This window comes from Methylobacillus flagellatus KT (assembly GCF_000013705.1).
Classification (GTDB): domain Bacteria; phylum Pseudomonadota; class Gammaproteobacteria; order Burkholderiales; family Methylophilaceae; genus Methylobacillus; species Methylobacillus flagellatus.
Genome location: NC_007947.1, coordinates 191355 through 205454 on the forward strand (window position 1 = coordinate 191355; position 14100 = coordinate 205454).

Sequence of the window (14100 nt, forward strand, 5' to 3'; positions counted from 1 at the left end):
GCCACCTCAGACCTGCAATGGGGATGCACTGAGTACTTGTGCATGATCCATTGCAGGTCATGCCGTTTGTGTGTTTTCCTTGCAGAATGTTGCCCACTTCCGCGCTGCCTGCTGACAATTCACTCCCTGTCGCCGCCCTGCTCACATTGTCGGGCGGTTTTCTGGATGCCTTCACTTTTGTCGGGCATGGCCAGGTATTTGCCAATGCCATGACCGGCAATATCGTCCTGATGGGAATTGCGACCGCTGCCCAGGACTGGGAACAGGCGTTGCGACATGTGCCGCCTTTGCTAGCATTCATCGCCGGGGTATTTCTGGCCAACTGCTTGCGACTGCCCAGGGTGCGGGAGATGGTTGTCAGTCCGGCCTTGGTATGCCTGGCCCTCGAAATCGTGATGTTGGGCGTAGGCAGCCAGCTACCTGCAGATTTTCCGGATGCCTGGCTGGTGCCGGGGATTGCGTTGGTAGCAGCCATGCAGAATTCCAGTTTCACCCATGTGGGCAGTTCACCTTACAACTCGGTCATGACAACGGGCAACCTGCGACGCAGCATAGAAAGCCTGTTTAGAGGCCTCACACACAAAATGACACGGACCGACTTGCATGAGGCGCGCGTTTTTGGCCTGGTGTGCCTGTGTTTCCTGCTTGGCGCCGTGCTGGGCGGCCTGTGCACGATGAGTATGGACAACCAGGCCCTGCTGGTTCCTGTGCTGATCCTGGCCGTGGTGTTTGCTATCTGTCTCTACGATGCAAGGGCGCGGGGCCAGTAGCTATTTGGTCTTGACCCCGAGCTGCTTGAGTTTGCGGTAGAGGTGGGTGCGTTCGAGATGCACATTTTCTGCCACCTTGCTCATGTTGTTCCCTGCCTTGGCGATGTGATGCTCGAAGTACAAGCGCTCGAAGTCATCGCGCGCTTCCCTGAGTGGCTGGTCAAGGTCGATGGCCAAGGAGGTGGCAGCGGTATGACCGGCATTGTCCAGATGCATCTGTGCAAACTGTCCAATCACCCGGTTGACGTCTGCCAAGGTGATTTTTTCTCCTAGCGAGGTTTGCACAAGGTTGCGGATCACGCTGTCCAGCTGGGCGAGGTTGCCCGGCCAGTCAGCGTTACGCAACGCATTGAGCGCTGCAATATCGAACTCGCGGTAGGCGGCTTCGCCAGTTTCCACCATGAGGGTGACCATGGACCGGGCCAGGTCGGGAATGTCCTCGCGATGATCCTCGAGGGCCGGCACGCTGACAGTCGTAATGGAGAGCGCCTGCAGCAGGTTGCTGTCGAACGTGCCCTCCTGCACCAGTTGTGGCAGGGCGCGCGCAGTGCCGCATATCACGCGCACGTCATATTTTTCCGCCTTGGACAGCATGAGCAGCAGCCCCTTTTGCTCAGTCTTGTTCAGTTCGGCAACTTCCGGAATGAAAATCAGGCCATCGCTGGCATGTTCCAGCAATTCCAGCGGGGCTGAAGCCAGGCGCTCGGTTTCGCTAAGTTCCAGCCAGGGCGTGCCTGGCTGGTGCAAAAAGCGGGCGCAGAGTTCCAGGCCGCTGCCCTTGGCCCCGATCAATAGTAGGGCGGATCTGAGGTTGGCAACTTGTTCCAGGCGCTGGCGCAGTTCCGAGATGACGGGACTCTTGCCCAGATTGAGCAGATTCATGTCGGAGCGCGGCAACTGTTCGCCATGCTTGAGCGCTGCATTGACGGTCTTGAGCAGCTTTTGCAGTGCGATGGGTTTTTCCAGGAAGTCGAATGCGCCGATGCGGGTGGCCTCAACCGCCGTGTCGATGGTGCCGTGCCCGGACATCATGACGACGGGCATGGTCAGCAGGCCGCTGTTGCCCCATTCCTTGAGCAGGGTAATGCCGTCACAGTCCGGCATCCAGATATCGAGCAGGACCAGGTCAGGCCGGGCCTGCTGGCGCCAGGTACGGGCTTCCGCTGCATTCTCGGCCAGCCGCACCTGGTAGCCTTCATCCTGCAAAATATCCCTTAACAATTCGCGGATGCCGATTTCGTCATCCACGACCAGTACTTGCCTTGCCGTCATTGCTTCCGCTCCGCTATTGGTATGGTGACGGTGACAATTGCACCGCCCGATTCCAGGTTTTCCACTTTGATACTGCCTTTGTGTTCTTCGATGATTTTCTTGACGATGGCGAGCCCCAGGCCGGTACCATGCCGCTTTGTCGTCATGTAGGGTTCAAACGCGTGGGAAAGTATTTCCAGCGGGAAGCCCGCACCATTATCCTTGACGCATAGTTTGACGCATTCGTTCGCCAATCTGCAGGAAATGACGATTTCTGGCTGCGGATGGCGCTCCAGCGCATCCTGTGCATTCTGCAGCAGATTGTGCAGGACTTGGCGCAACATGGTCGCATCGCCGTGCACCGTGGGCAGTTCTGGAGGAATGTCCACCCGGATCTGGATAGAGGTTGCTTCGTACAATGCCAGTACGTCCTGGACCAGCTGCCTGAGATCCACGGTATCGAGGCTGAGGGCCGGTAGGCGGGCATATTCGCTGAATTCGTTGACCATGGCCTTCATGGCATTGACCTGGCTGACGATCGTGGTCGTTGCCCGGCTCAGCATTTCTGCATCCGCCTTGCTCAGCTTGGCTGCCAGTTTGTGCTCGATACGCTCGGCAGAAAGCTGGATCGGCGTAAGCGGGTTCTTGATTTCGTGTGCCAGCCTGCGTGCCACTTCCGCCCAGGCGGCATCACGCTGGGCCTGCGCCATTTGCGTGATATCGTCGAATACCACCACAAATCCGCTGTCTGGCCCATCCGGCAATCGCGTTCCCCGAACCAGCAATACCTGCTTGCCCTGGCTCGTGCTGATTTCCATCTGCTCCTGCCACTCAGAGGCGGAATCCGCCTTGAAATAGACCTGGATGCGGTTGACGAAACTTGCCAGGGTTTCCTGCTGGTGGGCGAGGAGATCCAGTGGCTGGTTGAGGGTTTCTTCGGTCAACCGGACGCCGAGGATGTGGGAGGCTGCATAGTTGAATGTGCGTAGCTGACCGTGCTCGCCTAGCACCAGCACTCCGGAGGAAAGGTGGGCGAGGATGGTTTCGAGGTAGCCGCGCGCTGCTTCGAGCCGGGCCCGATTGCGATCGGCGGCCTGGGTAGCGTCGTTGAGCTGGCGGGTCATGCTGTTGAATGATTGCACGAGGATGCCGAGCTCGTCCTTGCCATGTGCAGGCAACACCGTGTCGTAATCGCCGCGGGCGATGGCACGCGTGCCTTCGGCGAGGATGCCCAGCGGGGCGGAAAGCCGCCGACTCAGCAGGAAGGCGAATGCAATCGACGATAGCATGGCCAGCATCAATACCAGCGTCAGCGTCAGTGCAAACACCTCCTTGAGGGATTCCCGGCTGAATGAAAGCTCCTGGTAGTCCTCATAGACATCCTGCACGGCTTCTGCCGTTTCCGACAAGGATTTCGGTACCGGTTGCAGTAGCTGCAATATGCGGGTTTCTCCTGCCATGTCGTTCATCGTCACCGGTGCCAGCACCCGCAAATACAAGCCTTTGCCGAGAATAGGCTCTATGACGCCGTAGATATGCTGGCGCCCCTGGCGCAGCTGCGGGATGTTGGGCAGGTCGGGCAAGAAGCTTGACGGATCGCCGCTGGAGAAAGCCAGGATGCGTCCTTGTACGGTCAAGAGCACGGCATCGCGGACGCCGCTTTTCTCCCGCAAGTCGTTGAGCACGCTCAGGTGCAGGTTGCTGGGCTGGAATGCCAGCGACAACGCCATGGTTTCCGCCTTGTCCTCAAGGTCGGAAAGCATGATATCCAGGGCGCTTTGTCCTAGCCGTAAGCCGCCTTCAAGCGCCGCTTCCACCTTGACGTTGAACCAGGATTCGATGGACCGTGTCAGGAAGTTGACCGATACCGCATACACGATGACGCCCGGAATGATGGCCATGAGGGCAAAACTGCCGAGCAGACGCAGGGTCAGCCGGCTGCCCATGATGCTGTTGCGCATCTGGCGGTATAGCCGCCAGAGCTGGAAGCCGATCAACACGATCAGGGCCACAGCCAACGCCAGGTTCAGCACCAGCAGCAGGTTGTAGTAATTGCCCGCGGAAGCGCTGCGGGTGCTGGCGTGGGAAAGCAGGTACAGTAGTACCGCCCCCAGGACTGCGCTGATGAAGACGATGTACTTCATGTCTGTTTACGGATTGAGCGCGGGCGTCCAGCGGAAGCGCTCGGAAGCCATGTTCCAGTCTTCCGAACTCAATGTATCCACCTGCAATGCCTTTGGCAGCTTGGATTGATCCAGGCGCATGCGCAGCCCAGCCTGGTAGGGCTCACCTTTTTTCAACAGGCTGCCGTCAATGACTTGCCAGTTCCGCAGGCGTGAGATTTCTTCCTTGGCTTCCTGGATGCTGGCAAACGAGAGCTGGTGCCCATCGCGATTGACCAGATATTGCCGGGACAGGGCATGATAGCTTAGCGATACCTTGCTCGTCAGGCTGACAATTTCATCATCGAACCAGTAACGGCGGGGCGAGACAAGCTGGAATTCCACAAGGAAATTCAATGGCACCCCTTTGTTGACGGCTTCCTCCAGCCCAGGACTGAGTGTGAGGTCGAAGTCTGCATCCAGCAGGTAATCGCCATCCTCGGAGGCGACCAGCTCTGCGGATTCGATAGACAGGCTGCTTTGAATGGCGATGGCCTGATAGCTGACCAAAGCCAGCAATAAAAACAACAGCCTAAACTTTCTGCAGTAAAGCGTAAAAGAAGCCGTCATGTTCTGTACCGGGCAGTAATTGTCCTTGATTGGATTGTAAAGTGCCGTGCTTGCATGGCATCTGGCGTGCGTCGGGCTGGGTTTGCAGGAAACGCGCGATCTGTTGCTGGTTTTCCTCGTGGAATACCGAACACGTGACGTAAAGCAATTTACCACCCTTTGCCAGCAGCCGCCACAGACCCTGCAATATTAAGCGCTGTTGTTCGGCAAATGCCGCAATATCTTGCTCTCGCCGCAGCCACTTGATGTCTACGTGGCGGCGCACGATGCCCGAGGCGCTACAGGGCACATCGGCCAGGATGCGATCATAGGGCATGCCGTCCCACCACGCATCTGGGTTGGCGGCATCGCCTTGGACCAAGCTGGCAGATAGCCCTAGGCGTTCCAAATTCTGCTGGACGCGCAGCAGGCGATGGGCGTCGTTATCCATGGCTGTCATTCGTACATCTGCCAGCTCAAGCACATGACCGGTCTTGCCACCAGGGGCGCAACAGGCGTCCAGTACACGCATGCCATCGGCGACATCCAGCTCCATCGCGGCAAACTGGGCGCCCCAATCCTGGACCGAGGCATGGCCTGCCTCAAAACCTGGCAGGCGGGTGACCGGCACAGCAGACTCCAGCATGACGGCCTGTTCGTCCAGCGTACGGGCATTCAGCCCCGCTGCCCGCAATCTTTCCAAATAGCTTGCGGCATCATCATGGCGGCGATTTACGCGCAAGGTCATGGGAGGATGTTGGTTGCCAGCTTCCAGCATGGACTGCCAATGGACCGGGTATTGTTGCCGGAGTTTGTTGATCCACCATTGCGGATAGGAGTATTGAGCGACTTCGTCGTCGGCGATTCGCCGTTCCAGCATAGCGCGTTGGCGAAGGAAATTGCGCAGGACGGCGTTGACCAAGCCCTTGGCCCATGTTTTCCTGGTTTTCGCGGCGGCCAGCACAGCCTGGTTGACCACAGTGTGCGCACCGGCCCTGTCATAGACAAGCTGATACAGGCTGACCAATAGCAAGTGATGGATGAAGGCGTCGCTCAATGGTTTCTGCAGCAACTGTTGGAGTAACGCCTCCAGCCGTGCGTAGAAACGCAGCGTGCCGTAGGTCAAGTCTTGACTGGCGGCACGCTGCTGGGGCGTGATGTCGCGCTGGTGCTGGAACAATGTTTCCAGCACAACGGAAAGATTGCGCCCATCAAGCACTTGCCCGACGGCTTGCGCGGCAAGTTGCTGCGAAACCTGCACTGGTCAGGCAGCCATTGCCATGAGGCGCTTGATGCGTTCCTCGGTTTGCGGGTGAGTGCTGAACAGGCCCTTGATGCCCTCGGCTGACAGCGGGTTGATAATCATCATTTGCGCAGTCTCCGGATGTTGCTCTGCCGCTTCCAGTGGAACCTTGCGTGCGTAATTGTGGATTTTCTGCAATGCGGCGGCGAGCGCGGTAGGGTCCTTGCAGATTTCCGCCCCGGCACGGTCCGCCTCGAATTCGCGCGCGCGGGAAATCGCCATCTGGATCAGCATGGCCGCGATCGGGGCCAAGATCATGATCAGCAGTGCGACTGCCGGGTGCACATTGCGATCCCGGCCGTGCGCGAACAACATGCCAAACTGCGCAATTGAGGAAATGGCACCGGCAATGGTGGCAGAAATGGTCGAGATCAATGTATCACGATGCTTGATATGCGCAAGCTCGTGCGCCATCACGCCGCGAAGCTCCCGCTGAGTGAGGATACGCATGATGCCAGTGGTGGCCGCTACTGCGGCATTTTCGGGATTGCGGCCCGTCGCGAAGGCGTTTGGCTGATCTTCGTCGATGATATAGACCTTGGGCATTGGCAGGTCGGCATTCTGCGCCAGTTCCCGCACCATGTTATACAGTTCGGGGGCCGTGCTGGCATCGACCTCTCGGGCTTTGTACATCTTGAGCACAGCTTTGTCGGAAAACCAGTAGGCATAGATGTTCATCGCGCCTGCCAGCAGCAAGGCAATCAGCATGCCGCTTGCACCACCCAGTGCTGCGCCTACCGAGCCAAACAGCACGACTATCCCCGCCATGAGGATGGAAGTCTTGAGCCAGTTTCCTAACATTGTTGAGCTACTCCATTCTGTTATTTGGGCGATGACCGCCCTCTGTGACTGTTCTTGATTCCCCACTTAGATAGTGGTCAAGAGGGAAAATTCAAGCATACATGCAGGATTTCTGTCGATGAGGCTGAGCATGCAGCTGCGGGCGTCAGCTGCCGAACCTGTCGCCCGGGCAGAGCGGGTTGCCTGCCAGGAAATCCTTTGCCTGCAGGCGCTTGCCCCCCGGCAGTTGCAGCTCATCTATGCGTAGCAGGCCACGTCCGCATCCCACCAAAATGCCGTTGTCCACGGAGGCGATCATGCCTGGCTCTGCAGTGCCGGATACTGCTTGCGCCATCCAAATGCGGCAAGTTTCACCCTTCAACGTACTGTGTGCCACGGGGAAGGGATTGAAAGCGCGAACTTGCCTTGAAAGCTCGTCGGCGTTTTTGCGCCAGTCGATCACGGCCTCTGCCTTTTGCAGTTTTTGCGCATAGGTGACTAGGCTTTCGTCTTGGGGCTCGGCTTCCAGCCTGCCTTCCCGCTCCAGCTTGTCCATGGCCTGGAGCATGAGTTCAGCACCGATTTCCGCCAGGCCGTCGTGCAGGGTTTGTGCGGTATCGTGCTCCGTGATCGGCAAAGTGCCGCGCAATATCATCGCGCCTGCATCCAGCGCAGGCACTACTTCCATGATTGTGACGCCGGTCTCCTTGTCGCCTGCGAGCAGGGCACGCTGGATAGGTGCGGCGCCACGCCAGCGCGGCAATAGCGAGGCATGGATGTTGTAGCAGCCATAGCGCGGCATGCTGAGCACGGTCGCCGGGATAATGAGGCCATAGGCGGCAACGACGAGTGCATCGGCATGTTCTGCCGCAATCCTGGCCTGGACTGCTTCATCCTTGAGCGTTTCTGGTTGCAATAGCGGAATGCCGTGTTCCAGCGCAAGACTTTTGACCGGGCTGGGCTTCAGCTTCAAGCCCCGGCCTGCAGGGCGGTCAGGCTGGGTCAGCACTAGGCTGACCTCATGGGAGGATTGAATCAAGGCTCTCAGTGCAGGCACTGCGAAGTCGGGAGTGCCAGCGTAGATGATTTTCATGTCGATCAGGCCCGCTCGCGCTGGCGTTTCTTGAGCTTGTTCTTGATACGGGTCTGCTTGAGGCTGGAGAGATACTCAACAAATACCTTACCCAACAGGTGGTCGATTTCATGCTGGATGCAGACAGCGAGCAAACCATCGGCCTTCAGCGTAAATGGCTTGCCATGTTCATCCAGGGCCTCCACCGTGACTTCTGCCGCACGCGTGACGGGCTCGTAGATCCCGGGCACGGAAAGGCACCCTTCCTCGTATTCCTGGCTGCCGCACTGACTGACGATCTTGGGGTTGATGAACACCTGCAGTGCAGATTTGTCTTCGGACAGGTCAATGACGATCACTTGCTTATGCACGTCGACCTGGGTTGCTGCCAGCCCGATGCCAGGTGCGGCGTACATGGTTTCGGCCATGTCGCGCACTAGCTGGCGGATGTCGTCATTGACTTCCTCTACTGGCGCTGCCACTTTGTGCAGGCGCGGATCGGGATAGGTCAGGATGTCTAGAATTGCCATAGAATGCTTGATTGATTAATAGATTGATTGCAGAATCCAGTGCAAGTTTCAGAAATTAAATGAATCCTTACGCCTGCCGTTAAGATACATACCATGTATAAATACATTATAACGCTGCTCATGCTTTGTTGCCCGATTTTGCCTGTCCTGGCGGATGAGGTAAAGCTGCAACCTCATCATCCTGATCGGTATGTCGTGGTAAAAGGGGATACGTTATGGGGAATCGCTGGGCGCTTTCTCAAAGATCCCTGGCAGTGGCCGCAGGTATGGAAAATGAACCGCGAGCAGATCAAGAACCCTCATTTGATCTATCCTGGCGATGTCGTGATGCTCGATATGAGTAGCGGTTCTCCGCAATTGCGCCTGCTGCGCGAAACGGTGGCCAATCCCGAGGTAACCTTAACTCCTGGCATTCGTACTGAACAGCTGGATGTCGAAGCAATCCCGACGATTTCTCCCCGTATCATCGCTCCTTTCCTGAGCCAGCCGCTGATCATCGAAAATGACGGCCTCAAAGACGCGCCAAGGATTATCGCAGGACCGGAAAACCGCGTGGTACTGAGTCCGGGCTCCCGCATCTATGTCGACAAGATTGACGAAGGGGAGGGAACCTTGTGGAATATCTACCGTACGGGCAAGACGTATATCGACCCCGAGACCAAGGCAGTACTCGGTACGGAGGCGATTTACCTGGGAGATGCAAGGATTAGCAAGTATGGTGAGCCTGCCAGTGGCGATATCGTCAGCGCCAAGGAAGAGATATTCGCCAACGATAAACTGGTGGCAGCGCCCGAGAGCCTGCAAACCAATTTTGTGCCGCAGGCGCCGGAGGACGATGTCCAGGGGCGCATCCTCTCCATCTATGGCGGGGTGGCTGAAGCCGGGCGGAATACCATCATTGCCATCAGCAAGGGAAGTGACGACGGGCTGGAGCAAGGACATGTGCTTGCTATCAACCGTAATGGCCGGGTCATTAAGAACCCTGGTTACGACAAGAAGAACAAGAAAGGCTCAGAGAACATCAAGCTCCCCAACGAGCGTATCGGGCTCGCCATGGTGTTCCGCACTTTCGACAAGATATCCTACGCGCTGATCATGCAGGCCACCGAACCAGTCAATGTGCTGGATGTGGTGGAGAAGCCATAGGCGGCACCCGACCAGAGGAGGCCGGGCTGTGGGTCAGCCTGAGCCTGGTGCCTGGCCTTGGTGGCCAAGGTTTGTGTCGGTTGCTGGCAGCTTTGGGGTCTCCCGAGCAAATCTACAGCGCCAGCAGGCAGCAACTGCGCGATATTGTGCCGGATGCCGTGGCAAGTGCTATCGCCAGCGGCCCGGATCCTGAGCAGCAGGCCATGATCTCCGCCTGGCTGTTGCAGCCAGGAAACCACTTGCTGACCTTGGCCGATGCTTGCTACCCGCAATCGCTCCTCGATATTCCCAACCCTCCGCCCCTACTGTATGCAAAAGGGCGGCTGGAATTGCTCAAGATGCCGTCGATCGCGGTGGTGGGGAGCCGCAACGCCAGCCCACAAGGGGAGAAAAACGCCGAGGATTTCGCTGCCGCGTTGAGTAGGCAGGGTGTATGCATTGTCAGTGGCATGGCCTTGGGTATCGATGGCGCTGCGCACAAAGGCGCTTTACAGGTCGGTGGCGCCACAGTTGCAGTCGTGGGTACCGGCCTGGATATTGTTTATCCAGCCCGGCACCGTGCGTTGGCACACCAGATTGCTGAGCAAGGTTTGATCATTTCCGAGTTTGCATTGGGAACGCCTTCCCGTGCGCAGAATTTTCCGCGCCGCAACCGCATTATCAGTGGCCTGAGCCAGGGTTGCCTGGTAGTCGAGGCCAGTCTGCAGAGCGGCTCGCTCATTACGGCGCGGCTTGCGGCAGAACAGGGGCGCGAGGTGTTCGCGATACCCGGCTCCATCCATTCCCCCCATGCCAAGGGGTGTCATCAGCTGATCAAGCAGGGCGCAAAGCTGGTGGAAAGCACGCAGGACATCTTCGAAGAGATGAAGATGTTTCCGAAACCCATTCCGGATGCCATCGATACTGTGCAGCCTGCAGGAAGCGTGCATGACCCGTTGCTTGAAGCACTGGGCTACGACCCGGTCAGCCTGGATACGCTCGCTGCAAGAAGCGGCTTGACGACTGAGCGCCTTTCGGCCATGCTGTTGGTGCTGGAGTTGGAAGGTAAGGTAACCTCTCTACCGGGAGGGCGTTTCCAGCGCATCGCCTAATTCTGTGAACAATATCAACACAATGTCATGGCGATTCTCAAGGTTTGCCAAGTGAGTGGATATATCACAGGATCACCCGGGTCATTTTGATTGGGGAATGTATGTTCGAAGTCCTGGTGTATATGTTTGAAAACTACTTTGAGTCAGATATCCATCCCGACCACGAAACACTTTCTAAGGAATTATTCGCAGCAGGCTTCGACCAGGAAGACATCAACGGTGCTTTTGATTGGTATAGCGCCCTGGAGTCGATGTCTGAGGAGAGTGATGCGCAGCTTGGCACCGCTGGCATCCGGATCTACAGCGAAGCTGAGACCAAGAGGCTGAGTGCCGACAGCTTGAGTTTCATGATGTTTCTCGAGCAGGCCAAGGTGCTGACGCCAGCACAGCGTGAGTTGGTCATCGACCGCGCGATGGCATTGTCACAACCTGAAGTCGGCCTGGAAGAGACGCGCTGGATCGTATTGATGGCGCTGTGGAATCAGGACAAGGCGAACGACTACCTGTTTGTCGAGGACGCCATGTTCAACGATAACCGTCCGACCTTGCACTGAGGCGGTATTCCAGCATTACAATCCGGAGGCAGTCCCGCCTCCGGCGCATCCTTTATTTGTCCCCTGCACCTAATTGCTCAAGAATGGAAGCAATGGTGCCCGCCTGGTTAAGTGTGTAGAAGTGCAGCCCAGGGGCGCCACCGGCAAGCAGTTGTTCACATAAGTCCTCGACTACTTCGGTGCCGAAGGCGCGCAGCGAAGCGAGGTCATCCCCGTAATCTTGCAGTCTCAGTCTCAGCCAGCGAGGAATTTCCGCGCCGCACACGCTGGAAAATCGCGCGAGCTGGGTGAAGTTGTAGATGGGCATTACTCCTGGCACGATGGGAATGTCGACAGCTGACTTTTCGCACTGGTCCACGAAGCGGAAATAGGCATCGGCATTGTAGAAATATTGGGTAATGGCGCTGTTGGCGCCTGCATCCACTTTTTGCTTGAAATGCCTGATATCCGCGCTGGGTGATGAGGACTCCGGATGGAACTCGGGATAGGCTGCCACCTCGATTTCGAACCAGTCACCGGTTTCCTCGCGGATGAAGGCAACGAGTTCGCTGGCGTAGCGGAAATCTCCGGTACTCACTTCGCCAGAGGGAATGTCTCCACGCAATGCCACTAGGCGCTTGATGCCTTGGGTCTTGTATTGTGTGAGCAAGGTGCGGATTTCCGCCTTGTCCGCTGAAATGCACGATAGGTGCGGTGCGCCTTCGTATCCTGCCTGCTGGATATCGATGACGGTTTCCAGGGTGCGGTCGCGCGTCGAGCCGCCCGCGCCGAATGTGACGGAGAAGAACTTGGGATTGAAGGCGGCAAGCTGGTCGCGCGCCACGCGCAGCTTGGCCATGCCTTCTGCCGTCTTGGGCGGGAAAAACTCGAAGCTGATGGTTGGTTCAGTTTTCATTTAAAACTCATATGAAGGATCGGTTGGTCTTGAGGCTAATCCTTGTTGCCAAGCAGCAGGGCGATCAGCGCCCAGGAAATCAGGCTGTAGAGAATGGCCCCCAGAATGCCGCCCAGTAGTGTCTGGACTTCAAAACCGCTCAGGATGTTGCCGACAAAGAGGAACAACAGTCCATTGATGACAAGCAGGAACAGACCCAGCGTCAGTACGGTGACCGGCAATGTCAGGATGACCAGCACCGGCCGGATCAGCATATTCACCAGCCCGATGACGACGGCCGCGATCAAGGCGCTCCCCAGGCCGGCGACATGGATGGATGGAACCAAATAGGCCACTGCAAGCAGCGCCAGGGCATTGAGCAACCATACGATCAAGAGTTTCATACTGCTATCCTCCTTAGGTAAGCCCGGTGATGCTGGGCTGTTCGGTTACAGAGGCTGCCCAGTACTAGGCTGGGCAGCCTCACTTTCGGTATGAGCAAAACTTTCCCGGCTTGGTTGCCCTTCCTGCTGGCTTCCGGGTCTGGAGCCGGGAGGCTACTCAAGTCTTGGCTGTCGCTATCTCAGTAGCGATAGTGATCCGGTTTGAACGGGCCATGCTTGGGCACGCCGATGTAGGCAGCCTGCTCGTCGGTCAACGTCGTCAGTTGGGCATTCAGCTTCCTCAGTTGCAGCAACGCCACCTTCTCGTCCAGATGTTTTGGCAGGGTATAGACGCCTACCGGGTACTTGGCAGTATTGGTGAACAGCTCAATCTGGGCAATGGTCTGGTTAGCGAACGAGGAGCTCATCACATAGCTTGGGTGGCCTGTGGCACAACCCAGGTTGACCAGGCGACCCTTGGCCAGGAGGATGATACGCTTGCCATCCGGGAAGATGACATGATCAACCTGGGGCTTGATCTCTTCCCACTGGTATTTCTCGATCGAGGCAACATCGATTTCGTTGTCGAAGTGGCCGATGTTGCAGACGATGGCCTGGTCCTTCATCCTGAGCATGTGGTCATGGGTAATGACATGGTAGTTGCCGGTGGCCGTGACGAAGATATCGCCATGTTCGGCGGCATAGTCCATGGTGACGACACGGTAGCCTTCCATGGCTGCCTGCAGGGCGCAGATGGGGTCGATCTCGGTGACCCATACCTGGGCGGACAGCGCACGCAGGGCCTGGGCAGAGCCTTTGCCCACGTCCCCATAGCCTGCGACCACGGCAATCTTGCCTGCCACCATGACATCAGTGGCACGCTTGATGCCATCTACTAGAGATTCACGGCAGCCGTACAGGTTATCGAACTTGGATTTGGTGACCGAGTCGTTGACGTTGATGGCAGGGAAGGCCAGCTTGCCCTCCTTGTGCATCTGGTAGAGACGGTGCACGCCGGTGGTGGTTTCTTCCGTCACGCCGAGAATCTTGGACAGTCGGGTGGAGTACCAGGTCGGGTCCTGCTTGAGCTTGGTCTTGATGGCGTTGAACAGGCTGACCTCTTCCTCACTGGCAGGATGATTGAGGATGGTGGCATCTTTCTCGGCCTGGGTGCCCAGATGCAGCAGCAATGTCGCATCGCCGCCATCATCCAGGATCATGTTGCTGTAACCGCCATCTGTCCATTCGAAAATCCGGTGGGTATAGTCCCAGTACTCATCCAGGGTCTCGCCCTTGACTGCGAAGACCGGGATGCCTTGTGCTGCAATGGCGGCCGCCGCATGATCCTGGGTGGAGTAGATGTTGCAGGAGGCCCAGCGCACTTCCGCACCGAGGTCTCGCAAGGTTTCGATCAGCACGGCGGTCTGGATGGTCATGTGCAGCGAGCCAGTGATGCGTGCGCCACGTAATGGCTTGGTAGCCGCATATTCCTCACGGATCGCCATCAGGCCTGGCATTTCTGTCTCTGCAATGGCAATTTCCTTGCGGCCCCATTCAGCCAGCTTGATATCGGCAATCACGTAATCTTGGGTATTATCAGCCACAGTATTCATCCTTCAAAACGTTGAACAACGC

At 57.3% G+C, this 14100-nt stretch carries 14 protein-coding genes; 4 read left to right on the plus strand and 10 right to left on the minus strand.

Going from position 1 to position 14100, the window contains the following annotated elements:
* Window positions 1-86 precede the first annotated feature (86 nt).
* Entirely contained in the window at window positions 87-770 is a 684-nt protein-coding gene (locus MFLA_RS00940) for a YoaK family protein (protein WP_048811478.1), read from the plus strand.
* Here MFLA_RS00940 and MFLA_RS00945 read toward each other — a convergent pair whose 3' ends face one another.
* From MFLA_RS00945 to def, 7 genes are all read right to left on the minus strand, one after another.
* Window positions 771-2042, minus strand: a complete 1272-nt coding sequence (locus tag MFLA_RS00945) for a sigma-54-dependent transcriptional regulator (protein WP_011478549.1) — start codon at window positions 2040-2042, stop codon at window positions 771-773. It lies immediately after the preceding gene.
* Window positions 2039-4165, minus strand: coding sequence for a sensor histidine kinase (locus MFLA_RS00950; protein ID WP_011478550.1), 2127 nt, complete (start codon window positions 4163-4165; stop codon window positions 2039-2041). The genes MFLA_RS00945 and MFLA_RS00950 overlap by 4 nt, the downstream gene beginning before the upstream one ends.
* A 6-nt stretch (window positions 4166-4171) precedes the next feature.
* Complete coding sequence (locus MFLA_RS00955) at window positions 4172-4711, minus strand: DUF4390 domain-containing protein (protein WP_011478551.1); 540 nt, start codon at window positions 4709-4711, stop codon at window positions 4172-4174.
* 4 nt (window positions 4712-4715) lie between these two features.
* Window positions 4716-5993, minus strand: coding sequence for a 16S rRNA (cytosine(967)-C(5))-methyltransferase RsmB (gene rsmB / locus MFLA_RS00960; RefSeq protein ID WP_011478552.1), 1278 nt, complete (start codon window positions 5991-5993; stop codon window positions 4716-4718).
* Between the two features lie 3 nt (window positions 5994-5996).
* Window positions 5997-6836, minus strand: coding sequence for a zinc metalloprotease HtpX (gene htpX / locus MFLA_RS00965; protein ID WP_011478553.1), 840 nt, complete (start codon window positions 6834-6836; stop codon window positions 5997-5999).
* 145 nt (window positions 6837-6981) lie between these two features.
* Window positions 6982-7908 (minus strand): methionyl-tRNA formyltransferase, encoded by a 927-nt coding sequence (gene fmt / locus MFLA_RS00970; protein ID WP_011478554.1) that lies wholly within the window; start codon window positions 7906-7908, stop codon window positions 6982-6984.
* Window positions 7909-7913: 5 nt separating this feature from the next.
* The gene (def, locus tag MFLA_RS00975) at window positions 7914-8417 is read right to left on the minus strand and encodes a peptide deformylase (RefSeq protein WP_011478555.1); all 504 of its coding nucleotides are present in this window, start codon (window positions 8415-8417) and stop codon (window positions 7914-7916) included.
* 93 nt (window positions 8418-8510) lie between these two features.
* Here def and MFLA_RS00980 point away from each other — a divergent pair, with 93 nt between their 5' ends.
* The 3 genes from MFLA_RS00980 to MFLA_RS00990 all read left to right on the plus strand — a co-directional run bounded on the left by MFLA_RS00980 (window position 8511) and on the right by MFLA_RS00990 (window position 11208).
* A complete protein-coding gene (locus MFLA_RS00980) occupies window positions 8511-9563 on the plus strand; it encodes a LysM peptidoglycan-binding domain-containing protein (protein WP_011478556.1) in 1053 nt (350 codons plus the stop codon).
* 71 nt (window positions 9564-9634) lie between these two features.
* Window positions 9635-10654, plus strand: a complete 1020-nt coding sequence (gene dprA, locus MFLA_RS00985) for a DNA-processing protein DprA (protein WP_229407088.1) — start codon at window positions 9635-9637, stop codon at window positions 10652-10654.
* A gap of 101 nt (window positions 10655-10755) precedes the next feature.
* Window positions 10756-11208, plus strand: coding sequence for a DUF494 family protein (locus MFLA_RS00990; RefSeq protein WP_011478558.1), 453 nt, complete (start codon window positions 10756-10758; stop codon window positions 11206-11208).
* Window positions 11209-11260: 52 nt separating this feature from the next.
* Here MFLA_RS00990 and metF read toward each other — a convergent pair whose 3' ends face one another.
* The 3 genes from metF to ahcY all read right to left on the minus strand — a co-directional run bounded on the left by metF (window position 11261) and on the right by ahcY (window position 14078).
* The gene (metF, locus tag MFLA_RS00995; protein ID WP_011478559.1) at window positions 11261-12103 is read right to left on the minus strand and encodes a methylenetetrahydrofolate reductase [NAD(P)H]; all 843 of its coding nucleotides are present in this window, start codon (window positions 12101-12103) and stop codon (window positions 11261-11263) included.
* A 35-nt stretch (window positions 12104-12138) separates the two neighbouring features.
* On the minus strand, window positions 12139-12486 hold the full coding sequence (locus MFLA_RS01000) for a phage holin family protein (RefSeq protein WP_011478560.1): 348 nt from the start codon (window positions 12484-12486) through the stop codon (window positions 12139-12141).
* Window positions 12487-12665: 179 nt separating this feature from the next.
* Complete coding sequence (gene ahcY, locus MFLA_RS01005) at window positions 12666-14078, minus strand: adenosylhomocysteinase (protein ID WP_011478561.1); 1413 nt, start codon at window positions 14076-14078, stop codon at window positions 12666-12668.
* Between the last annotated feature and the right edge of the window lie 22 nt (window positions 14079-14100).

Bases quoted from the DNA above. Each gene is read 5' to 3' on its own strand.
- MFLA_RS00990 (WP_011478558.1), top strand. From the start codon at position 10,756: ATGTTCGAAGTCCTGGTGTATATGTTTGAAAACTACTTTGAGTCAGAT.
- def (WP_011478555.1), bottom strand. From the start codon at position 8,417: ATGGCAATTCTAGACATCCTGACCTATCCCGATCCGCGCCTGCACAAA.
- ahcY (WP_011478561.1), bottom strand. From the start codon at position 14,078: ATGAATACTGTGGCTGATAATACCCAAGATTACGTGATTGCCGATATC.
- fmt (WP_011478554.1), bottom strand. From the start codon at position 7,908: ATGAAAATCATCTACGCTGGCACTCCCGACTTCGCAGTGCCTGCACTG.
- MFLA_RS01000 (WP_011478560.1), bottom strand. From the start codon at position 12,486: ATGAAACTCTTGATCGTATGGTTGCTCAATGCCCTGGCGCTGCTTGCA.
- MFLA_RS00940 (WP_048811478.1), top strand. From the start codon at position 87: ATGTTGCCCACTTCCGCGCTGCCTGCTGACAATTCACTCCCTGTCGCC.
- MFLA_RS00980 (WP_011478556.1), top strand. From the start codon at position 8,511: ATGTATAAATACATTATAACGCTGCTCATGCTTTGTTGCCCGATTTTG.
- MFLA_RS00945 (WP_011478549.1), bottom strand. From the start codon at position 2,042: ATGACGGCAAGGCAAGTACTGGTCGTGGATGACGAAATCGGCATCCGC.
- metF (WP_011478559.1), bottom strand. From the start codon at position 12,103: ATGAAAACTGAACCAACCATCAGCTTCGAGTTTTTCCCGCCCAAGACG.
- MFLA_RS00950 (WP_011478550.1), bottom strand. From the start codon at position 4,165: ATGAAGTACATCGTCTTCATCAGCGCAGTCCTGGGGGCGGTACTACTG.
- htpX (WP_011478553.1), bottom strand. From the start codon at position 6,836: ATGTTAGGAAACTGGCTCAAGACTTCCATCCTCATGGCGGGGATAGTC.